Genomic DNA, 22,828 nt, shown 5'->3' on the forward strand with positions numbered 1-22,828 from the left:
CCTACTGGCAGGACTCGCAGCTCTCGGGGTTTTCCAGCGAGCAGGCGATCGCGTCTGCGTCTGGCGTCGGTGCGGAGGCGGGCGCCGGGGCGCTGACGGTGGACTTGGCGATCCGGGTCGCCGGTCGCGAGCGCAGGTAGTACGTCGTCTTCAGGCCCTGCTTCCAGGCGTACATGTACATCGACGCCAGCTGGCCGATGTTCGGGCTCTCGATGAACAGGTTCAGCGACTGGCTCTGGTCGATGAAGGCGCCGCGGTCGGCTGCCATGTCGATCAGCGAGCGCATCGGCAGCTCCCAGGCGGTGCGGTAGACCTGGCGCAGCGTGTCCGGGATCGCTGTGATGCCCTGGATCGAGCCGTCGGCCATCTTCACCGCGTCGCGCAGCTCCGCCGTCCACAGGCCCAGCGTCTTGAGCTCCTCGACGAGGTATTTGTTGATCACCAGGAAATCGCCCGACAGGGTTTCGCGCTTGAACAGGTTGGACACCTGCGGCTCGATGCATTCGTAGCAGCCAGCGATCGAGGCGATTGTCGCTGTCGGCGCGATGGCGATCAGCAATGAGTTGCGCAGGCCGTGCTCGCGGATGCGCGCGCGCAGCTCGTCCCAGCGCGCCGGATCGGACGGCGTAACATTCCACGCGTCGAACTGCAGCTCGCCGACCGAGGCGCGGGTGTCGGCGAAGGACGGGTGCGGCGTCTGCTCCACGGCCAATTCGCAGGAGGCGGACAGGGCGTGGAAATAGATCTCCTCTGCGATGCGCTGCGACAGCTCGCGGGCCGGCTCGGAATCAAACGGCAGGCGCAGCTTGAAGAACACGTCCTGCAGGCCCATCGCGCCCAGTCCGACCGGGCGCCACTTCAGGTTGGCGTGGCGGGCGGTGTCGATCGGGTAGAAGTTCAGGTCGATCACGCGATCGAGCTGGCGCACGGCCAGGCGCACGGTTTCGGCGAGCTTGTCGAAGTCGAACCGGGCCAGGTCGCCGGCGCTGCCGTCCTGCACGTGGTGGGCCAGGTTGATCGAGCCCAGGTTGCAGACCGCCGTCTCGTCCTGCGAAGTGACCTCCAGGATCTCGGTGCACAGGTTGGACAGGTGCACCACGTTGCCCTCGCGCAGGGTCTGGTTGCAGGCGCGGTTGGACTTGTCCTTGAAGTTCATCCAGCCATTGCCGGTCTGGGCGAGGGTGCGGATCATGCGGGTGTACAGCTCGCGTGCCCTGAGCTGTCGCGTCGCCAGCCCGGCCGTTTCGGCGGCCCGGTAGGCCTGATCAAAGGCCTCGCCGGACAGGTCGGTCAGCTGGGTGCCGTGGCGCGCCAGCACGGCCGGATCGAACAGCGACCACATCGCGTCGGCCTCGACCCGGCGCATGAACTCGTCGGGGATCCAGTTGGCCAGATTGAGGTTGTGGGTGCGCCGGGCGTCCTCGCCGGTGTTGTCGCGCAGCTCCAGGAACTCCTCCACGTCGGCGTGCCACGGCTCCAGATACACGCAGGCCGCGCCCTTGCGCTTGCCGCCCTGGTTGACCGCCGCCACGGACGCATCCAGCGTTTTCAGCCACGGCACGATGCCGTTGCTCAGGCCGTTGGTGGAGCGGATCAGCGAGCCGCGCGAGCGCACCCGGCTGTACGACAGGCCGATCCCGCCGCTGAACTTGCTCAGCTTGGCCACGTCCATGTAGCGCCGGTAGATCGCCTCCAGCGAATCCTCCGGCGAGTCCAGCAGGAAGCAGCTGGAGAGCTGCTCGTGGGTGGTGCCGGCATTGAAGAGGGTCGGCGAACTGGGTATGTAATCCAGCTGGGCCATGCGCCGGTACAGCGCCAACGCGTCGCCCACGTCTTCGCTCAGGGCGCAGGCGATGCGCAGGAAGAACTGCTGCGGCGTCTCGATCACCGTGCGCGCCGTGGGGTGGCGCAGCAGGTAGCGGTCATAGACGGTGCGCATGCCGAAATAGTCGAACCGCGCGTTGAGGCCGTTGTCGATCGCGTCGTTGAGCTTGCGTGCGTTGGCCTGCACGAAGTCCATCAGGCGCTGGTTGATCAGGCCCAGGTCGAAGCCGCGCTGGACCGACTGCGAGAACGCGTTGATGTCGATCGCCGCGACCTCCTTCTCGATCACGCCGGCGAGCAGGCGCGCGGCGAGGCGGCCGTACTCGGGCTCCTCGGCGGTGAGCAGGGCGGCGGTGCGGATCGACAGTTCGTCCAGCTCCGACGTGGTCGCGCCGTCGTACAGCCCGGAGATGGTGCGGGTGGCCACGCGCATCGGGTCGACCGCGTAGAGATCCTGGCTGCAGCGCGCAACCGCGCGCACGATCTTGTTCAGGTCCACCGGCTCGCGGCCGCCGTTGCGCTTGGTCACGTGCATGCTCATCGCGGTGGCGGGCGGGGTGAGCGAGAAGCCCGGTGAGGCGTCCGGCTGGGCGGCGGCGGGCTCCACGTCGGCGTTGGGCGCCGCGAGGGTGTCGGGCTCCGCGGGTGCGGTGGCGAGGTCTGGCTGGGTCATCGAACAGCTCCGGTGCAGGGCGCACGGTCGTCGCCCTTCCCTCGAAGGTCGACGCGCGGAAAGCAGTCCACGACACCGGCGCCGCGGACAGGCGGCGTCGGACGGCGCGGCCATGCCCCCGCGGGCATCGGGTTTTCGTGAGGAGATCGCGGTGTCGTGCGGCGTCGATCCGACGCGCGCCCACCCGCCGCGTGGACGTGTGGCGACACCGGCCGTCTTCCCCCGAAGACTCGCAGGCCGGTCACCGCGCGGTGTGCTTCGCGCGGCTGTCGGCAGGTCTTCGGGCTCTGGACGCGGATGGCCGTGACCGGCCTTCCACCTACTGGTCGTCGCTTCCCAGGGCAGGGCGCCCCAGTGCAATGACGATGTTCGTTTCCAATTACCGCTGCGGGGCAGCGCCGGATTCCCACCGGCTTCCCGTTTTAAGCCAACCGCGAGGTCGGCACCGACGGGCACAACATAGTGGGGTCAAGACCATCCGTCAACACGATATATGGTTATCTGCGTCGCCTATGGCACGTGCTGGGCGAATGCGCATCGCGATAGCCGTGACGTATGCTCTGGCCACGAAAGGGGAGCCGCAATGCCGCTGAGCTGGAACGAGATCAAGACCCGGGCCATCGCCTTCTCCAAGGAGTGGGCAGGCGAGGCGTCAGAGGATGCCGAGGCCAAGTCCTTCTGGGATGCGTTTTTCGAGGTGTTCGGCGTGCACCGTCGGCGCATCGCCAGTTTCGAGGTGCCGATCAAGCGCGAGGACGGTTCCGGCGGCTTCATCGACCTGCTGTGGAAGGGCATCCTGCTGGTCGAGCACAAATCGCGCGGCAAGGATCTGGACCGCGCCTACGGCCAGGCGCGCGACTACTTTCCCGGCCTCAAAGACCGCGACCTGCCGCGCTACGTGCTGGTCTCGGATTTCGAGCGTTTCCGCCTGCACGACCTGGAAACCGGCGAGCAGCACGCCTTCGCGCTGAAGGAGCTGCACCGCCATATCCGCCTGTTCGGGTTCGTCGCCGGCTACCAGTCGCGCCCCTTCAAGGACCAGGACCCGGTCAACATCAAGGCCGCCGAGCGCATGGGCAAGCTGCACGATGCCTTGCGCGACGACGGCTACACCGGCCACAAGCTCGAAGTGCTGCTGGTGCGCGTACTGTTCTGCCTGTTCGCCGAGGACACCGGCATCTTCGAGCCGCGCCGGCGCTTCCAGGACTACATCGAGCAGCGCACGTCCGAGGACGGCAGCGACCTGGGCGGCGCGCTGGCCACCTTGTTCGACGTGCTCAACACTGCCCCGGACCAGCGTCAGAAAGGCCTGGACGCGCAACTGGCCGGCTTCCCCTACGTCAACGGCAAGCTGTTCGAGGAGCGCCTGTCGCCGGCCGCGTTCAACACCACCATGCGCGAGCGCCTGCTCGATGCCTGCGGTCTGGACTGGAGCGAAATCAGCCCGGCGATCTTCGGCGCGCTGTTCCAGTCGATCATGGATGCCAAGGCGCGGCGCAACCTCGGCGCGCACTACACCAGCGAGAAGAACATCCTCAAGCTGATCGGGCCGCTGTTCCTGGACGATCTGCGTGCGGAGTTTGACAAGCTCAAGGCCAGCCGGCCCAAGCTGCACGAGTTCCACGAGAAGATCGCGGCCCTGAAGTTCCTCGACCCGGCGTGCGGCTGCGGCAACTTCCTCGTCATCGCCTACCGCGAACTGAGGATGCTGGAGCTGGACGTGATCGAGGCGCTGTACCAGAAGGATCAGGAGGCCGGCCAGGTCACGGACCCGCGCCTGCTGATCAAGTGCAACGTGGACCAGTTCTACGGCATCGAGATCGAGGAGTTCCCCGCCCAGATCGCGCAACTGGCGCTGTGGCTGGTCGATCACCAGGTCAACCTGCGCGTGAGCGAGATGTTCGGCAACCCGTTCGAGCGGCTGCCTTTGAAGAAATCGGCAACGATCGTCCACGGCAACGCGCTGCGGATCGACTGGAACGACGTGGTGCCTGCGGCGGAGCTGGACTACATCCTGGGGAATCCGCCGTTCTCCGGTGCGATGGTGATGTCGGATCAGGCGCGTGCGGACTTCGCTGAGGTTTTTTCCGACGTGAAAGGCGCCAAGGTGCTGGACTTTGTGGCGGCTTGGTATTGGCTCGCTGCCAAGTACGTTCAGGGCACCGGTGTCGACGTAGGCTTCGTGTCGACGAGCTCGATTTGCCAAGGCGAGCAGGTGAGCTTGCTGTGGCGGCCGATGCTTGAACGCCTCGGCATACGCATCAACTTCGCCCACCAGACCTTCAAGTGGAGCAACGAAGCGCGAGGCAACGCCGCGGTCCACTGCATCATCATTGGCTTCAGTCTGAGCGATCGGTTGAGCAAGCTGATCTATGAATACCCGGATGTGAACGGCGAACCGCAGGTCAAGCCGGCCGCCAATATCAACCCGTACTTGATTGACGGGCCCAATGTGCTTCTCGACAATCGAAGCGAGCCGATCTGCGACGTGCCAGTCATGCGGTTTGGCAGCATGCCTCGCGATGGTGGTCATCTGCTCTTGAGCGATGAGGAGCGAACACGTTTGCTTGCCGACGAACCGGACGCGGCTCCTTACATCCTTCCGATGATCGGCGCACATGGCTTTCTCAACGGCGGCTCGCGCTGGTGCATTTGGTTTGAGGGGGCGAACCCGACGGTTCTGCGTTCGCTTCCACGCTTGCGCGAGCGGGTGGAGAACGTTAAAGCGTTCCGCCTCGCCAGCAAGGCATCCAGCACGCAAAGCTTCGCGGCGACGCCATACTTGTTCTGTCAGATCGCGCAGCCGGTGACGGATTACATCCTCGTTCCGCGCCACTCGTCGGAGAACCGGTCGTTGGTGCCCATGGGTTTTCTTGGCCCCGACAAGATTGCCGGTGATAGCTGTAACACGATTCCAGGCGCCACCAACTTTCACTTCGGAGTCCTGCAAAGCTCGATGCACACGGCTTGGGTACGCTACACCTGCGGTCGCCTCAAGAGCGACTTCCGCTACTCCAAAGACATCGTCTACAACAACTTCCCCTGGCCCGAGTCTCCCAGCGACAAACAACGCGACGCCATCGAAGCCGCCGCCCAGGGCGTGCTCGACGCCCGCGCCGCGTTCCCCGACAGCACGCTCGCCGACCTCTACGACCCGACCACGATGCCGCCGGCGCTGGTTAAGGCGCACCAGACGCTCGACCGCGCGGTGGACGCCGCCTACGGCAAGCGCCGCTTCGACAGCGACGCCGAGCGCGTCGCGTTCCTGTTCGAGCGCTACCAGCAGCTGACCTCGCTGCTGCCCGCCGCCAAACCGGCCAAGTCGCCTCGACGGAAAACACCTGCCACGGCAAGCGACTAGCCGCCTTACTCATTGAGAAGCAACCAGATGCCGCTCATGCAAGCCCTCGGCCTGTTTGTCCTGACCGCCATCGCCGAGATCGTCGGTTGCTGGCTGGTGCTGATGTGGCGCAAGCCGGAGGGTGCGACGTGGCTGCTGGTGCCGGCGGCGCTGTGCCTTGCGGGGTTCGCGTGGCTGCTGACCCTTCATCCCGCCGCCTCGGGCCGGGTGTATGCGGCGTACGGCGGGGTCTATGTCGCCACGGCGCTGGGGTGGTTGTGGGCGGTGGATGGCGTGCGGCCGGGAATGCCTGACCTGATCGGCGGCGGACTGATCCTGGCCGGGGCGTTGGTGATCATCGGCGGGCATTGGCCGTCGGCCGCGCCTTGACTGAAGCGATTGGCCGGTTGCGCCCGCGTTGAAACGCCCCACCGGGCGCACACTCCATTTGCCCGGCTTCCTCCCGGACGGGACAATAGCCGGCCTTGCCTGGCGGTCGCCAGACTCTTATTGCCACCACGGAAGCCCCTATGCCCATCATCCGTATGTCCGACCTCGACCTCGCCGGCAAGCGCGTGTTGATCCGCGAGGACCTCAACGTGCCGATCGATGACAACGGTGCGATCACCTCCGACCAGCGCATCACCGCCGCGCTGCCGACCCTTCGTCTGGCGCTGGAGAAGGGCGCGGCGGTAATGGTGATGTCCCACCGCGGTCGTCCCACCGAGGGCCAGTGGAGCGAGGCGGATTCGCTGGCCCCGGTGGCGGCGCGGCTGTCGGACCTGCTGGGCATGGATGTGCCCCTGATCAAGGGCTGGCTGGACGGCGTCGAGGTCGCCCCCGGCCAACTGGTGCTGCTGGAAAACTGCCGCATGAACGTCGGCGAGAAGGCCGACGACGAGACGCTCGCCAAGCGCTATGCCGCGCTGTGCGATGTGTTCGTGATGGACGCTTTCGGTACCGCCCATCGCGCGCAGGCATCCACCCATGGCGTGATCCGCCAGGCCAAAGTCGCCGCCGGTGGCCCACTGCTGATGGCCGAGCTGGACGCGCTGGGCAAGGCGCTGCACGAACCTGCGCGGCCGCTGCTGGCCATCGTTGCCGGCTCCAAGGTCAGCACCAAGCTCGAACTGCTGTCCTCGCTGGTCGGCAAGGTCGACCAGCTGATCGTTGGCGGCGGCATCGCCAATACCTTCATCGCCGCGATGGGCCACGGGGTTGGCAAGTCGCTGGTGGAGATGGACCTGCTGGACACCGCCCGCCAGATCATCGACGACGCCAAGGCCCGCGGCGCGGACATTCCGCTGCCCAGCGACGTCGTGGTTGCGCCGGCCTTCGCCGCCGACGCCCCGGCTACCGTGAAGCCGGTGGACGCGGTCGGCGCCGACGACATGATCCTCGATATCGGGCCCGACACTGCCGCGCGCTACGCGGCGATGATCGCCAAGGCCGGCACCGTGGTCTGGAACGGCCCGGTGGGCGTGTTCGAGTTCGAGGCCTTCAGCCACGGCACGCAGACGCTGGCCGAAGCGATTGCCGACAGCGCGGCGTTCTCCATCGCCGGTGGCGGCGACACCCTGGCCGCAGTCGACAAGTACGGCATCGCCGATCGGGTGGACTACATCTCCACCGGTGGCGGCGCGTTCCTGGAGTTCCTGGAAGGCAAGGAGTTGCCGGCCGTAACCGCGCTGCAGGCGCGCAACTGAGCGATCCGGTGCCGCACCCCAGCCATATGCCGGGCGACGACCGGGCGCAGGCCACCCTGTTCTTCGACATGGACGGCACCCTGATCGACTCGGCGGTCGGCATCACCCGCTGCGTCGCCCACGCGCTGACACAGATGTCGGTGCCGGTGCCGCCGCAGGCCCAGCTGCGGCGCTGGATCGGCCCGTCGCTGCGGACCAGCTTTACCCCGCTGCTGCACGACCCGCTGCTGGTTGAGCGGGCCGTCGAGCATTACCGCGTGCGTTTCGAAAGCCATGGCTGGGCGGAGCACGAGATCTATCCCGGGATTGCCGAGGTGATCGAGAATCTGCACGCCGCCGGTCATCAGTTGGCCGTCGTCACCGCCAAGAACGAGCCGCACGCGCGCAAGATCGTCGAACACCTGCCGTTCGGCCACCTCTTCGATGACGTCATCGGAGCAACCGTCGATGGCCGGATCAGCGACAAACCCGACCTGATCAACGAGGCTCTCAGGCGCCTCGATCTAGCGCCGGAACAGTGCTGGATGATCGGCGACCGGCACATGGACATCGAAGGCGCCCGCCACCACGGCATGCGCAACATCGGGGTACTGTGGGGCTTCGGTGGCGAGGCGGAACTGCGCGCCTCCGGTGCCGGGCACCTCGCGCGATCGCCGGCCGACATCCCCACCTTAATAGCGGGCTGAACCGGCGCAACGACGGAGTGCGGGCGGGGGCGGCACCGACGATGAGCGATGTATCCCGATCATGCTAGCGTCCACGGCTTGATCTTCAGGGAACCCAATTCCATGGCCGCGCTGCTGCGACGTACCAAGATCCTCGCCACCCTTGGCCCCGCCACCGACGCGCCCGGAGTGCTGGATTCGCTCATCGCCGCGGGGGTGGACGTGGTCCGGCTCAACTTCTCCCACGGCGACCCGGATTCCCACCGCTCGCGCGCCGAAGCGGTGCGGGCCGCCGGGCAGCGCCTGGGACGGGAAGTCGGAATCCTGGTCGACCTGCCCGGTCCGAAAATCCGCATCGGCCACTTCGAGGAGGGCAAGGTCGCGCTGAGCGCGGGCGATCGCTTCGACCTGATCGCCCGTGAGGACGCCGCGCCCGGAACCAACCGCGAGGTCGGCGTCAGCTACCTCGGCCTGCCCGGTGATGTCGCGCCCGACGACGTGCTGCTGCTGGATGACGGCATGATGCAGTTGCGCGTCACCGCGGTCGACGGACAGCGCATCACCACCCAGGTGCTCAACGACGGCGAGCTGTCGGACCGCAAGGGGCTGAACAAACAGGGCGGCGGACTGTCACTGGGTGCGCTCACCGCGCATGACGCGGAGCTGATCGAGATCGCTGCGCAGATGGACGCGGACTTCATCGCGGTCTCGTTCTGCCGCACCGCCGAGGACATGCACCAGGCACGTCGCCTCGCCCGCGCCGCCGGCAGCGACGCCTACCTGGTGGCCAAGATCGAGCGCGCGGAGGCGATCGAGAACCTGGGCGACATCATCGATGCCAGCGACGTGGTGATGGTGGCGCGCGGCGACCTGGGCGTGGAGATCGGCGATGCCGAACTGCCCGGTTTGCAGAAGAAGATCATCCGCGAGTCGCTGGCCCGGCACCGGGTGGTGATCACGGCTACCCAGATGCTGCAGTCGATGGTGGAAAGTCCGATCCCGACGCGGGCCGAGGTGCTGGATGTCGCCAACGCGGTCATCGATGGCACCGATGCGGTGATGCTGTCGGCCGAGTCCGCCGCAGGCCGTTATCCCGTGCGCGCGGTTGAGGCGCTGGCGCGGATCTGCCTGGGCGCCGAGCGCCAGTTCGACCACGACACCGACTTCGAGGCCGCGCCGCGCAACCTGCAGCGCGCCGATCAGGCCATCGCGATGGCGGCGATGTTTGTCTCCGAGCACATCGGCGTGCGCGCCATCGTCGCGATCACCGAGTCCGGCGGCACCGCTGGGTTCCTGTCCCGGTTCCGCTCGCCGGTGCCGATTTTCGGCCTGTCGCGCCACCCGGGCACCCGCCGCAAGATGGCGATGATGCGTGGCGTGATCCCGCTGGATTTCGACAGCCGGGGCATGGACACCCGGGACGCGGTGCGCAATGGCGTTCGCATGCTCTACGACGCCGACCACCTGGCCGTCGGTGAGCGGGTCATCTTCACCAGCGGCGACCACATGGAGCATGAGGGCGCGACCAACACGCTGCGTCTGGTGCTGGTGGGCGATGCCGGCAGTTCCGAAGGCCTGGGCGAGCTTTGATCGTGTCAGCCTGTCTGGCTAGATTGCCGGGGAAGTAAACCTCTTTGACTCAAGGAAGATTGAGATGACAGGGAACTGGATAGTCCTTGGCGACGCCACCAGCAGTGGCGGTCGCATGATTACCTGCACGCCGTTCACCGACGTAGACGGCAAAGGCGTATGCCGCAAGGGCGACAAAGCCACTTGCCCCCAACACAAGGGCGTGTTCCCGATTACGGGCGGCTACGACCCGACCACCATCATCGATGATCATGAAGTGGCCTTGCATGGCGCCACTCTCGCCTGTGGCTGCAAAGTTCTGTCTACCCAGCAGATGCGTGTGTTCCTGGATGGGGGCGGAGGTGCGGTCGCGGTGGGGTCCCCAGCCGCCGCCCAAGTGGCAACTGCGCTGACGCAAGCTGCCGCTAGTGGGTTGCTGCCGTACGACGAAGCTTTCGTCCTGATATCGGAGTTGACGGGTAAGCCGTTGGTAAATCGGCAATACAGATTGATCCGTATGGACGGGGCAATCGAAGACGGTACGACGGATGACGAAGGGAAGACTCACATAGCGACTTCGGACATGCCCGAAGGCCTGCACGTCGAGATAGGTGAGGAGAAGGTCGATGCCTAGCTTCAAGCACGTTGGTCAATCAACAACTTCCCCCGCTTCAAACTCGCAGCGCATGGTGATTCGAGTGCCCGCCTACGTAGATGACAAGGGCTATGTGCAAAATGCAGGGTTCACATTCAAGCCGATTCCCGCCCTCGAGAAGGGGGCGATCGATGGGCCGAAAGCCATCGTGCTGCATCGCACTGATTCGTACTCTGTCGATAGTGCCCTGCGGTCATTTCAAAGCGGCATAGGCACCCACTTCATCGTTGACAAGGATGGCACCGTCACTCAAACGGCGAGCCTGCTCAGGAGGACTGCCCACGTGGGGAAAATAAAATCCCGGGCAGCGGAAAGTGGCAGCCCTGCCGGTGAAGCTGCCTTGATCAACGGTTGGGGGTGGGCGCCGACCAAGATCTACAACCATGAAAAGTCCAAGACCTATCCGGATCGTTATCCGATGAATCAAGACAGCGTGGGGATCGAAACGGTCGCAAAACATCGTGGTGAATCGGGATGGGAGGCACCAACTCCGGAGCAGTTGGCGTCCATTGCTACGATCATTCGCGTTTTGAAGGATGCATATGGCCTCGGAGAGAATGATGTTTATGAGCACGACAAGGTTTCGTACAAAACTGGCGGCGAAGGGGCGGGTCTCTACTCCGGCGACCCGATCGCATCACCCGGAATGCCTCCAGCCCTTGACTCCTCCTTGCCCGGACTGGAGGGCGTTGCGAACCGCTAGCCTGGTCGCCGCTACCAGCTTGTCGCTGCTGTCGTGCAGTTCTGCGCCTCCGCCTGGATTGGCCATCGTTGACGCGGGCCCCCAAGTCATCAGCGTTGCCCTGCCCCGTTACGATGGTCCGCCGGGCGATGCCCTGCAGGACGCCTGTCAGGCTTGGGAGCTGTCGGCGCAACAGGTTGAGCGCTTCTTTCAACTCAGCGAGCCATACTCGTCGAATCCCTACAGCGGGTTCTACCAACTGCCATGCTCGGTTTCGGGAGAGCTTCAGGCCGAAGGCAAGACCTGGACATTCGAGATCAACGGCGGTGGCACCGCAACATGGCGCGCGAAGGAGGAGACCCGCTACTGGGGATGCAGTGTCGAGGAATGCGGGCCACTCGTCTTGATGCCCACCGATTCCATGAATCCCGATGGTGTGGCTCAGCTGTGATTGACGGTAAGCCACTGTTTCGCAATGGCCTTTGCAGTGACCGGTGGCCTATACTATCGGGCTAACCCCGCCACTTCCTGCAGGAATTCCATGAGCATCGAACAGCTTGCCGACATCGCCCAGGCAATGGTCGCCCCGGGCAAGGGCATCATCGCGATTGACGAGTCCACCGGGACCATCCAGAAGCGTTTTGACGGCGTCGGTGTCGAGTGCACCGAGGAAAACCGCCGCGCCTACCGCGAGATGCTGCTTACCACCCCGAACCTGAGCCAGCACATCTCCGGCGCGATCCTGTTCGATGAGACCCTGCGCCAGTCCACCAGGGACGGCGTGCCGTTCGCCAAGGTGATGATGGACAACGGCATCATCCCCGGCATCAAGGTCGACAAGGGCACTCACGCCCTGGCCGGCTTCCCGGGCGAGGTGGTCACCGAAGGGCTGGACGGCCTGCGCGCCCGCCTGGAGGAGTACTACAAGCTCGGGGCCCGCTTCGCCAAGTGGCGCGCGGTGATCAACATCAGCGACGACATCCCGTCGGGTACCTGCATCGAAGCCAATTCCCACGCGCTGGCGCGCTACGCCGCGCTGTGCCAGGAGCAGGGCCTGGTGCCGATGGTGGAGCCGGAAGTGATCATGGACGGCAACCACGACATCGACACCTGCTACGACGTCACGGAAGTCACCCTGCGCTCGCTGTTCGGCTCGCTGTACGAGCACAACGTGATGCTGGAAGGCACCATCCTGAAGGCCTCGATGGTCCTGCCGGGTTCGACCTGCAGCGATACCGCGTCGGTCGAAGAAGTGGCCGCCGAGACCCTGCGCTGCCTGAAGTCCACCGTGCCGGCAACCCTGCCGGGCATCGTGTTCCTGTCCGGCGGCCAGTCCGACGAGGACGCCACCGCGCACCTCAACGCGATGAACCTTGCCGGCCCGAACCCGTGGCCGCTGTCGTTCTCCTACGGCCGCGCCATGCAGTCCGCGGCGCTGGCGATCTGGGCCAAGGACATCACCGGCAACATCGGCAAGGCGCAGGAGATGGTGTTCGAGCGCGCCCGCGCCAACGGCCTGGCCGCCCTGGGCGAGTGGAAAGCCTGATCTGACGGTCCAGCACGCGGTGGCCGAAGGTCGCCAACGCTGATACGACAACGCCGGCATTTGCCGGCGTTGTTGTTTCCATCGCCACCGGGCGCGATCAGCACGGGTGCAGGCTCATGGCAGGCCGGCCGCCAGCCACTCGTCATCGGAGCCTTCGTTGATGTCTTCCATCAGGAAGGTGCTCAGGTAGCGCTCACCGGTGTCGGGCAGCATCGCCAGGATCACCGCGCCTTCCTCGGCCCTGCGCGCGACGTCCAGCGCCGCGGCCACGGTGGCGCCGGCGGAAATGCCGACGAACACGCCTTCTTCCTGCGCCAACCGGCGCGCCGTGTCGCGTGCCACCAGGTCGTCCACCGGGAGGATTTCATCGGCGACGTCCTGGTTCAACACGTCGGGCAGGAAGTCCGGCGTCCAGCCCTGGATCTTGTGCGACTGCCACGGATCGCCCGCCATCATCGAGGCGCCGGCTGGCTCGCAGGCGACGATTCGGACGTCCGGACGCGCGCACTTGAGCACCTCGCCGACGCCGGTCAGGGTGCCGCCGGTGCCCCAGCCGCTGACAAACGCATCCAGCCGTCGACCTGCGAAATCCTGCAGGATCTCGGCTGCTGTGGTCTGGCGGTGCCAGGCCGGGTTGGCCCGGTTGCCAAACTGGTTGGCGAGGAACCAGCCGCGCTCTTCCGCCAGTTCGGCGGCTTTTCGCACCATGCCGGTGCCGCGTTCGGCCGCCGGGGTCAGGATCACCTTGGCACCGTAGGCGCGCATCAGCTTGCGCCGCTCCACCGAGAAGGTCTCCGTCATCACCGCCACGAACTTGTAGCCGCGCGCCGCGCAGACCATCGCCAGGGCAACCCCGGTATTGCCCGACGTCGCCTCGACCACGGTATCGCCGGGTTTCAGCACACCGCGCTTCTCGGCATCGAGGATGATCGCCAGTGCCAGCCGATCCTTGACCGAACCGCCAGGGTTGAATGACTCGATCTTCGCGTAGAGCTTGATCCCGGCCGGCGCCAGCCGGTGCAGGCGTACGATCGGCGTGCGGCCGATGGTGTCGAGGATGCTGTCATGGATCATCGGCCTTGCCTCCGCGGTTCTGCGCCCGCGTCCTGTGCGAATAAGCCACCAGCATGCGCCCGATCCCCGGCAATACCCCGTGAACAGCTGAAACACTGTATTGCACGGCTTTGCCTGTTCGGCTGCTTGGCCGCCGCCGGGTCAACCAATGGCCCACGCGCGCGTTGCCAACCCCCACTAGACTTGCCGGTCGACCTGCACGCGGCCGTCCCGCCGTCTGCGTTTACATCACCCGTTTGAACCTCCTCTGAGACAGCATGCGAATTTCCATCGGACCCCACGTGATCTGCGCCCTCTTGTTTGCCTTGGCGCTGACAGCGTGCGAGAAGGAGGCGGGGCAACCTCAACGCGCGTCCGCCGTCCCGGTGACCACTCAGACGGTGCGCATGCAGGAATGGAACGACACCGTGCAGGCGCTGGGGACGGTGAAAGCGCGCGAGTCGGTAACCATCACCGCCAAGGTCAGCGAAACGGTCCGTGACGTGCACTTTGACAGCGGCGACGTGGTCCAGGCCGGCGCGCCGCTCGTCACCCTCAGTGGCAACCAGCAGCAGTCCGCACTCGCCGAGGCGCAAGCCACCGCCTCCGAGGCGGACCAGATGTACCGCCGGATGGCCCAACTGGGCGAGCAGCAACTGGTGGCCCGCGCCACGCTGGAGACCCAGCGCGCCGTGCGCGACGCCGCCGTGGCACGAGTGGACCAGATCCGCGCCCAGCTGTCCGATCGCCAGATCCGGGCACCGTTTGCCGGCGTCCTGGGTCTGCGCCAGGTCAGCCCTGGCGCGCTGGTTACCCCCGGCACTGCGATCGCCACCCTGGACGACACCCAACGGGTCTACGTCGACTTCCCGGTGCCCGAGCCAGCGCTGGCACACCTGGAGGCCGGGCAGGTCCTGCACGCGACCAGCGCGTCCTGGCCGGGCGAGACGTTCGATGGCGTGGTCCAGTTGGTGGACTCGCGGGTGGATCCGTCCACCCGTGCCGTGGTCGTTCGCGGCGAGTTCCCCAACGACAGCCGCATGCTGCGTCCCGGCATGCTGATGCAGGTGACCCTGGTGCGGCCGCAGCGACAGGCGCTGCTGGTACCTGAAATCGCAATCGTCCAGCTGGGCAACACGTCTTTTGTCTATCGCGTGCGCGAGGACAGCACCGTCGAGCGCGTCGACGTGGTGGTGGGCAATCGCCGCAACGGCATGGCCGAAGTCGTCAACGGCCTGGAGCCGGGCGATGAAGTCGTGGTGGACGGCACCGGCAAGCTGCGCGTCGGTGCGAAGGTGGAGGTGACGGAGACCTCAGAGGTCCAGGCGCCGGCGGCAGACACACCCGTGATTGAGGAAGCGCCTGGTGAGGCGGAAATCGAAGGCTCCGCCATCGGTCCCATCGGTGGTGACCGCAACGGCTCCGCCCCGGCGGTGGACGGCGCATGAGCATTTCCGATCTGGCCATCCGCCGTCCGGTGTTCGCCACCGTGATGAGCCTGCTGCTGATGGTGATCGGAGTGATGACGTTCTCGCGTCTCACCCTGCGCGAGCTGCCGGCGATCGATCCGCCGATCGTCTCGGTCAACGTGAACTACCCCGGCGCCTCGGCGGCGGTGGTGGAGACGCGTATCACCCAGGCGCTGGAAGACGCCCTGTCGGGCATCGAGGGCGTGGAGACGATCCAGTCGCGCAGCGTCAACGGGCGCTCCTCGGTCACCCTGGAGTTCACGCTGGAGCGCGACATCGAGGCGGCCGCCAACGACGTGCGCGACGCGATCAGCAGTGTCGCCAGCCGGCTGCCCGACGAGGCCGATGCGCCCCAGGTGCGCAAGGCCGACAGCGATTCGGACACGCTGATCTGGCTCAACATGAGCTCCACCACGATGGACGCGCTGCAGCTGTCGGATTACGCGGAGCGCTACATCGTCGACCGGCTGTCGAGCCTGGACGGCGTCTCCCAGGTCCAGATCGGCGGCCGTCAGCGCTATGCGATGCGGATCTGGCTGGACAGGTCGGCGATGGCCGCGCGCGGCATCACCGCCACCGACATCGAAGCGGCGCTGCGCGCCGAAAACGTCGAGCTGCCGGCGGGCCGGATCGAGTCGGAAACCCGCGATTTCACCCTGCGCGTGGCGCGCCAGTACGAGAAGCCTTCCGACTTCGCCGAGATTCCCATCCGCGAGGGCAGCGATGGCTACGTGGTGCGCATCGGTGATGTTGCCCAGGTCGAACTGGCCTCGGCCGAGCGCCGCGCCTACTACAAGAGCAACGGCCAGCCCAACGTCGGTCTGGGCGTGGTCAAGACCTCGACCGCCAATGCGCTGGACGTGACCCGCGCCGCACGAGCAGAGGCGGTCGAGATCCAGAAAACGTTGCCCGAGGGCACCGACATCTTCGTGGCCTACGACTCCACGGTGTTCATCGACGAGTCGATCCGGCGCGTTTACCACACGCTGCTGGAGGCAATGGCGCTGGTCCTGCTGGTGATCTGGCTGTTCCTGGGCAGCTTCCGTGCCGCGCTGATCCCGGCGGTCACGGTGCCGGTGTGCCTGATTGCGGCCTTCATTCCGCTGTACCTGTTTGGCTATTCCATCAACCTGTTGACCCTGCTGGCGCTGGTGCTCTCGATCGGGCTGGTGGTGGACGATGCCATCGTGGTGCTGGAGAACATCCAGCGCCGCGCCGACCTCGGTGAGCCGCCGCTGGTCGCTGCGGTGCGCGGGACCAAGCAGGTCGCCTTCGCGGTGATCGCAACCACGACCGTGCTGGTCGCGGTGTTCCTGCCAGTGGGCTTCATGGAAGGCAATACCGGGCGCCTGTTCCGCGAGCTTTCGGTGGCGCTGGCCGGCGCGGTGGCGCTGTCGGCGTTCGTCGCCCTGACGCTGACCCCGATGATGTCCTCCAAGCTGGTGCGTGCGCGCACCGACGAGCGTTCCAATCCGATCCACCGCTGGAGCAACCGCCAGCTGACCCGCCTCAGCGGCGCCTACCAGGGCTGGCTGGGCCGACACGTTGGCAAGCGCTGGCTGGTTGGAGGCCTGATGCTCGGTGCGCTGGCGCTGAGCTATGGCCTGATCAAGCTGGTGCCGTCCGAGCTGGCCCCGGCCGAGGACCGTGGCTCGTTCTTCGTGTCCATCGTCGGCCCGGAAGGTGCGGGCTTTGACTACACCGTCGGCCAACTGGCCCAGGTCGAGGCGGTGGTCGCCGCCCACACCGGCGAGGACAAGGCGATCCGGCGCTACAACAGCCGCGCTCCCGGCGGCTGGGGCGCGACCGAGGAGATGCATACGGCCAACGTGATCGTGTTCCTGCAGGACTGGGACCAGCGCGACATGAGCACGGCCGAGGTCGCCGATTCGCTGCGCGCCGATCTGGGCAAGCTGACCGGCGTGCAGGCACAGCCGCGCGTGGGCGGCGGCCTGGTCGGCAGCCGTGGCCAGCCCATCCAGCTCGTCCTGGGCGGCCCGGAATATGCGGAAATCGCGCAGTGGCGCGACATGATGATGGAGAAGATGGAGGCCAATCCGGGCCTGTTCTCGGTGGATTCGGACTACAAGGAAACCCGCCCGCAGATGCGCGTGGAGATCGACCGCAAACGTGCGTCCGACCTGGGCGTCAGCGTGTCGGACATCGGCCATGCGCTTGAAACGATGATGGGCAGCCGCCGGGTGACCACCTTCGTCCAGGACGGCGAAGAGTACGACGTGCTGGTCCAGGCGGGTCGCGATGGGCGGGCCTCTCCTGCCGACCTGTCGGCGATCGAGGTGCGCGGCAAAGACGGCGTGCTGGTGCCGCTGTCCAACCTGGTGACCCTGTCGGAGCTGGCCGAGGCAGGCAGCCTCAACCGCTTCGACCGCATGCGTGCGATCACGATCACCGCCGGGCTGGCGCCGGGCTACACGATGGGCGAGGCGCTGGAGTTCCTCAACCAGACCGTCGCCACCACGCTGCCGGACTATGCGCAGGTCGCGTGGAAGGGCGAATCGCGGGAGTACCAGAAGGCCGGCGGCGCAGTGCTGCTGACCTTCGCGCTGGCGCTGCTGGTGGTGTTCCTGGTGCTGGCCGCGCAGTTCGAGAGCTTCATCCATCCCTTCGTGATCATGCTCACCGTGCCCCTGGCGGTGCTGGGCGCGCTGGTCGGTTTGGCGGTGACGGGTGGCACGCTCAACCTGTTCAGCCAGATCGGCATCGTCATGCTGGTCGGGCTGGCCGCGAAGAACGGCATCCTGATCGTCGAATTCGCCAACCAGTTGCGCGACTCGGGGCGGACGATCACCGAGGCGATCATCGAGTCGGCGGGCGTGCGACTGCGACCGATCCTGATGACATCCATCGCCACCGCGGTGGGCGCGTTGCCGCTGGTGCTCGCCGGCGGTCCCGGCTCGGCCAGCCGGGCGACCATCGGCGTGGTGATCATGTTTGGCGTGTCGCTGTCCACGCTGCTGTCGCTGTTCGTGGTGCCGGCGTTCTATGTCGTGCTCGCGCCGTTCACCCGCTCGCCGCATGCGGTATCGCAGGAACTGGACGCCCTGGCGGCGAAGACGCCGGAAGTCGGCGGACACGCCTGACGTCCGCAACCCCGGTCGATGTGACCGGGGTTTTTCGTGACGCCCGAATACGGTTAAGGTTCCACACTTGTCGCCGGCCACAGGCGGCGCGTCCAAGGCTCTGGGGAGACCGCACGTGGAAGACCTGATCAACCAGCTCAACGACATCCTGTGGAGCAAGGCGCTGATCGCCCTGTGCCTGGGCGCCGGCCTGTACTTCTCCATCCGCACCCGCTTCATGCAGGTGCGCAGTGTCCCGGAAATGATCCGGTTGCTGCTCAAGAACAAGAGCTCCGAAGCGGGCGTGTCGTCCTTCCAGGCCCTGGCCATGTCGCTGTCGGGAAGGGTCGGCATCGGCAACATCGCCGGCGTCGCCACCGCCATCGCCTTCGGTGGCCCGGGAGCGGTGTTCTGGATGTGGGTGATGGCCTTTCTGGGCGCCTCCACCGCCTATGTGGAGTCCGCCCTTGCGCAGATCTACAAGGAGAAGGATCCCAGCGGAAAGTACCGCGGCGGACCTGCGTACTTCATCGAGAAGGGCACCGGGCAGAAATGGTACGCGTGGATGTTCGCCGTGGTCACCATCGTGGCCACCGGCTTCCTGCTGCCCGGCGTCCAGGCCAACGAAATCGCCAAGAGCATTACCACCGCGTGGGGCGTAACCCCGGAAGTCACCGCCGCGTTCCTGGTCGTCGGACTGGGGTTCATCATCTTCGGTGGCGTGAAGCGCATCGCGCGCTTTGCCGAGATCGTCGTGCCGTTCATGGCACTGGCCTACATGCTGGTCGCACTGGTGATCCTGGCGCTGAACCTTGAGCAGGTACCGGCCATGTTCACCCTGATCATCAAGAGCGCGTTCGGCATGGAAGCCGGCCTGGGCGCCGTGCTCGGGCTCGCGATCGAATGGGGCGTGAAGCGGGGTATCTATTCCAATGAGGCCGGGCAGGGCACGAGTCCGCACGCGGCCGCGGCTGCCGAGGCCAACCATCCAGCGCAGCAGGGTTACGTGCAGGCGTTCTCGGTGTACGTCGACACCTTGCTGGTGTGTTCGGCCACGGCGTTCATGATCCTCTCCACCGGCATGTACAACGTTATCGGCAAGGGCGGGGAGATGTTCAAGGAGGCGCTGCCGGGCGTGGAGCCTGGCGCCGGATTCGCCCAGGCTGCGGTGGAGTCGATGCTTCCAGGCTACGGGGCAGGCTTCGTGGCGTTGGCGCTACTGTTCTTCGCCTTCACAACGATCATTGCCTACTACTACATGGCCGAGACCAATATTGCCTTCATCAACCGGAAAATCCACCGCCCCTGGCTGATCTTCGCCCTGCGCATCGCGATCCTTCTGGCGGTGATATTCGGTTGCGTACGCACCTCCAGCATGAGCTGGACGCTGGGTGACATCGGCGTTGGACTGATGGCCTGGCTGAACATCCTGGCGATCCTGTGGCTGCAGAAGCCGGCCTTGGCATCGCTGCGCGACTACGAGGCGCAGCACAAGGCGGGCGTCACCGACTACACCTTCGATCCGGTGGCGTTGGGGATCCGGCACGCCGAGTTCTGGGAGCGCCGGGCCAACGGCCTGGAGGATCTGCAGGCTGAAGCGCCCAACACCGCAGCCCAGCTCAACGACGGGAACCCAAGGTGACGGTGAATCCGTGGGGCGGGCGGGACCGCGGTAGCGGCCCGGGCAAGCCGCGTGGAGACGAGCCGCGACGTGATGGGGCGGGTCCGCACGATCGCGCGCCGAAAGCCCCGAATCCGTACGACCGGTCCGCGCGGGTCCAGCAGTCGACGCCGCCCACGCCGCCTGTGTCAGATGCGCAGGCGCCCGCCGGTGGCTGGCATGCCTCCGATCGGCCGGTCCGCGAGTTGCGCCTGCACGGTTTGAACGCGGTCCGGGCGGTTTTTGAGCGCCGCCCCGAAGCGATCCGCAAGGTGTATCTGACGCAGGCCAGGATTGCCTCGCTGCAGCCCCTTTTAAAATGGTGTGCGGCCAACCGCATCGGCTATCGCGTGGTGGAAGACGAGGACCTCAAGAAGCTCGCCGCCAGCTCGCATCACGAAGGCGTCGTCGCCGACGTGCTGCGCGCGGAGCCAGTGCCGCTTGTGGAGTGGCTGGGCCGGCTCGGCGAAGGCCCCCAGGGTGCGGTGTGGCTCGACGGGGTCGGTAATCCGCACAACTTTGGCGCGATCCTGCGCTCGGCGGCGCATTTCGGCATCGCCGCGGTGCTGCTGCCCGAGCATTCACCCCTGGCCCTGTCCGGGGCAGCCGCGCGGGTCGCCGAAGGCGGCGCCGAGGCGGTGACGCTGGTACGCCTGCCGGAAGTCGCCGAGGCGAGCTCCGCGTTACGCGAGGCCGGTTTCGGGCTGGCGGCCACCCTGGTCTCCGGTGGAAGCAACCTGTTTGCCACGCCACTTCCGCAACGGCTTGTCTACGTGCTCGGTGCTGAGGGCGAGGGCATGGACCGGACGCTTGCCGATTCGTGCGACCTGCGCCTGTCGATTCCCGGCAGTGGCGCGGTGGAAAGCCTGAACGTTGCCGCGGCGACCGCAGTGCTGTTGGCTACCTGGCGCCAACAGCACTGAAGTGAAGCGGTCCGCGCGAGCGAGCTAGTCGGCAGCGTCCGCCGCTTTCGCTTTGCTGCCAAAGTCGCCCTCGGCCGAGGCCGCCAGGTACGCGAACACCGCATAGGCGGCGACATTCTGCGCCAGTGCCTCGGGGTCGATCTTGTCGAAGGTGTCGTTGGGCGTGTGGTGGTAGTCGAAGTAGTCGGTGCCGTCCTGCATCAGGTTGCCCCAGGCGACGCCATCGCGCGCAAACGGGCTGACGTCCGGTCCCGGGCCGCCCTCACCGGGCATGTATTCGATGCCCAGCGGCGCAAGCGCCCTGGCGATCTGTTCGGCGGCCGCCTTGGCGTGTGCGGGGGCGGAGGTGTCGAATCCGTAGATGCGGCCGGCGCCGAAATCACTCTCCGCCGCGATCAGGTGATTGCTGATCTGGTCAGCGTGCGCCTTTGCGTAGGCGTAGCCACCGTGCAGTCCCTGCTCCTCGTTGGCGAAGGCGATCACCCGGATGCTCCGGGCCGGACGCTGCTTCAGGTCGCCGATCAGCTTGCCCGCGGCCATGGTGATGCCAACGCCGGACGCATCGTCGATCGCGCCGGTGCCGGCGTCCCAGGAATCCAGATGGCCGCCGATCAGCACCACTTCATCGGGCAGGCTGCTGCCGGTCATCTCGCCGATCACGTTGTGTGAGGTGGCCTCGCCGTTCCAGCCGCAGTCCAGCGACAGGTTGACGCTTACGGGGCGTCCGAGTGCCAGCAAGCGGCTGAGCTGGTCGGCGTCGGGCAGCGACAGTGCGGCGGACGGAATCGGCGTCAGGCCCTCGTCGAACCGGGTGATGCCGGTGTGCGGCATGCGCTGGGAATCCGTGCCTGCCGAGCGCATCAGATAGGCCGATGCGCCGGCGCGGATTGCGGCGGAGGGACCGCGGCTGCGCACGCGCGAGCCGATACCGTAACCGCTGCCATCCCGGCTGCGCTCCATTTTCTGGTCGATGAAGGCGATCTTGCCGGCGAGAGAGCCTGGCTTGACGGCTTCCAGCGCTGCCAGGTCGTCAAAGCGCACCACCTGCGCTTCGACGGTGCCGCCTGGGCTGCCGCCAAGGGCGGTGAGCACCAGCGGCTGCGCATTGGCGCCGACCACGCGAGCGCTTTCGCTGCGTCGTTCCCATTTCGGGAAAGTGACCGGCTCGGTCCAGACCTTGTCGTAGCCCAGCTCGGCGAACTTTGCCTTCGCCCAGGCCACCGCGCGCGCGTCCGCCTCACTGCCGGCCAGCCGGGGGCCTACCTCGGTCGTCAGGGACTCCGTGATCCGGTAGCCCAGGTCGCTGTCCAGAGCCGTCTGCCGCAACGAAGGCGCAGCGCTGATCGCGGCGTCGGGGATGACGGTCTGCGGGGCATCCTGGGCGACGGCCACGCCGGTCAGCGAGCCGATGGCGAGGGTGAGCAGCAACGGCATGATTCGCATGCGGACAGTCCGGAAAACAAGGAAGCCACGAGCTTAGCAGCGCGTGGCCTCATTGCTTTGTGCCGCAAGTCACGCGCCGGTCGGGGCCAGCGCGCCGATGCCTCAGCGCTTCAGGGAGTCGCGGATCTCGCGCAGCAGGACCACTTCCTCGGTCGGCTCAGCAGCCGCCTCTTCCTCGGGCGGGGCGGCGTTGCGCATCCTGTTGTAGGTCCGCAGCATCAGGAAGATCACCAGCGCGATCAGCAGGAAATCGATGATCGTCTGGATGAATGCGCCGTAGGTAATGACCGGAGCGGCTGCTTCCTGGGCCAAGGCCAGGTTGGCGTATTCGTTGCCGTCCAGTGATACGAACAACTGGGAGAAATCCACGCCGCCCATGGCCATGCCGACCACCGGCATGATGATGCCATCGACCAGCGCGGTGACGATCTTGCCGAACGCCGCACCGATGACGACCGCGATCGCCAGATCAACAACGTTGCCACGAGCGATGAATTCCTTGAATTCGCTGGCCATGCCCATCAGCTTTTTCCTCAACCA

Annotated in this window: 17 protein-coding genes and 1 riboswitch; of the genes, 13 read left to right on the forward strand and 4 right to left on the reverse strand. The window is 66.3% G+C overall.

The genetic code is table 11. From position 1 onward, the window contains the following. Position 1: 1 nt before the first annotated feature. Complete coding sequence (locus INQ42_RS03365) at positions 2-2,365, reverse strand: ribonucleoside-diphosphate reductase subunit alpha (protein WP_228064473.1); 2,364 nt, start codon at positions 2,363-2,365, stop codon at positions 2-4. A gap of 386 nt (positions 2,366-2,751) precedes the next feature. Next, positions 2,752-2,962, reverse strand: a riboswitch (cobalamin riboswitch). A 118-nt stretch (positions 2,963-3,080) separates the two neighbouring features. Between INQ42_RS03365 and INQ42_RS03370 the strand changes: the two genes are divergently transcribed. From INQ42_RS03370 to INQ42_RS03410, 9 genes are all read left to right on the forward strand, one after another. Then, positions 3,081-5,858 (forward strand): class I SAM-dependent DNA methyltransferase, encoded by a 2,778-nt coding sequence (locus INQ42_RS03370; protein ID WP_194035139.1) that lies wholly within the window; start codon positions 3,081-3,083, stop codon positions 5,856-5,858. Positions 5,859-5,894: 36 nt separating this feature from the next. After that, complete coding sequence (locus INQ42_RS03375) at positions 5,895-6,227, forward strand: YnfA family protein (RefSeq protein WP_194035140.1); 333 nt, start codon at positions 5,895-5,897, stop codon at positions 6,225-6,227. 140 nt (positions 6,228-6,367) lie between these two features. Next, complete coding sequence (locus tag INQ42_RS03380) at positions 6,368-7,543, forward strand: phosphoglycerate kinase (protein WP_194035141.1); 1,176 nt, start codon at positions 6,368-6,370, stop codon at positions 7,541-7,543. Positions 7,544-7,569: 26 nt separating this feature from the next. Then, positions 7,570-8,229, forward strand: a complete 660-nt coding sequence (locus INQ42_RS03385; protein WP_194035142.1) for an HAD hydrolase-like protein — start codon at positions 7,570-7,572, stop codon at positions 8,227-8,229. Positions 8,230-8,331: 102 nt separating this feature from the next. Continuing rightward, a complete protein-coding gene (gene pyk, locus INQ42_RS03390) occupies positions 8,332-9,798 on the forward strand; it encodes a pyruvate kinase (protein WP_194035143.1) in 1,467 nt (488 codons plus the stop codon). A 64-nt stretch (positions 9,799-9,862) separates the two neighbouring features. Beyond that, the gene (locus INQ42_RS03395) at positions 9,863-10,411 is read left to right on the forward strand and encodes a PAAR domain-containing protein (protein WP_194035144.1); all 549 of its coding nucleotides are present in this window, start codon (positions 9,863-9,865) and stop codon (positions 10,409-10,411) included. Beyond that, a complete protein-coding gene (locus INQ42_RS03400) occupies positions 10,404-11,135 on the forward strand; it encodes a peptidoglycan recognition protein family protein (protein ID WP_194035145.1) in 732 nt (243 codons plus the stop codon). The genes INQ42_RS03395 and INQ42_RS03400 overlap by 8 nt, the downstream gene beginning before the upstream one ends. Before the next feature lie 58 nt (positions 11,136-11,193). Next, complete coding sequence (locus INQ42_RS03405) at positions 11,194-11,565, forward strand: hypothetical protein (protein WP_194035146.1); 372 nt, start codon at positions 11,194-11,196, stop codon at positions 11,563-11,565. 90 nt (positions 11,566-11,655) lie between these two features. Continuing rightward, complete coding sequence (locus tag INQ42_RS03410) at positions 11,656-12,660, forward strand: class I fructose-bisphosphate aldolase (protein ID WP_194035147.1); 1,005 nt, start codon at positions 11,656-11,658, stop codon at positions 12,658-12,660. A 114-nt stretch (positions 12,661-12,774) separates the two neighbouring features. Here INQ42_RS03410 and cysK read toward each other — a convergent pair whose 3' ends face one another. Continuing rightward, positions 12,775-13,734: a cysteine synthase A gene (cysK, locus tag INQ42_RS03415; RefSeq protein ID WP_194035148.1), complete on the reverse strand. Its 960-nt coding sequence runs from the start codon at positions 13,732-13,734 to the stop codon at positions 12,775-12,777. Positions 13,735-13,991: 257 nt separating this feature from the next. On the opposite strand from cysK, the gene INQ42_RS03420 reads away from it, so the two are divergent. From INQ42_RS03420 to INQ42_RS03435, 4 genes are all read left to right on the forward strand, one after another. Beyond that, positions 13,992-15,161 carry an efflux RND transporter periplasmic adaptor subunit gene (locus INQ42_RS03420; protein ID WP_194035149.1) on the forward strand — a complete coding sequence of 390 codons (1,170 nt, stop codon included), beginning with the start codon at positions 13,992-13,994 and terminating at the stop codon, positions 15,159-15,161. Beyond that, positions 15,158-18,283: an efflux RND transporter permease subunit gene (locus tag INQ42_RS03425; protein WP_194035150.1), complete on the forward strand. Its 3,126-nt coding sequence runs from the start codon at positions 15,158-15,160 to the stop codon at positions 18,281-18,283. The genes INQ42_RS03420 and INQ42_RS03425 overlap by 4 nt, the downstream gene beginning before the upstream one ends. A gap of 115 nt (positions 18,284-18,398) precedes the next feature. After that, positions 18,399-19,904, forward strand: coding sequence for an alanine/glycine:cation symporter family protein (locus INQ42_RS03430; RefSeq protein ID WP_194035151.1), 1,506 nt, complete (start codon positions 18,399-18,401; stop codon positions 19,902-19,904). Positions 19,905-19,906: 2 nt separating this feature from the next. Further along, positions 19,907-20,845, forward strand: a complete 939-nt coding sequence (locus INQ42_RS03435) for a TrmH family RNA methyltransferase (protein WP_194035727.1) — start codon at positions 19,907-19,909, stop codon at positions 20,843-20,845. Positions 20,846-20,869: 24 nt separating this feature from the next. On the opposite strand, the gene INQ42_RS03440 is transcribed toward INQ42_RS03435, so the two are convergent. Beyond that, complete coding sequence (locus tag INQ42_RS03440; RefSeq protein WP_194035152.1) at positions 20,870-22,288, reverse strand: M28 family peptidase; 1,419 nt, start codon at positions 22,286-22,288, stop codon at positions 20,870-20,872. Positions 22,289-22,390: 102 nt separating this feature from the next. Further along, the gene (mscL, locus tag INQ42_RS03445) at positions 22,391-22,810 is read right to left on the reverse strand and encodes a large conductance mechanosensitive channel protein MscL (protein WP_228062610.1); all 420 of its coding nucleotides are present in this window, start codon (positions 22,808-22,810) and stop codon (positions 22,391-22,393) included. Between the last annotated feature and the right edge of the window lie 18 nt (positions 22,811-22,828).

Source organism: Lysobacter avium, from assembly GCF_015209745.1.
Classification (GTDB): domain Bacteria; phylum Pseudomonadota; class Gammaproteobacteria; order Xanthomonadales; family Xanthomonadaceae; genus Novilysobacter; species Novilysobacter avium.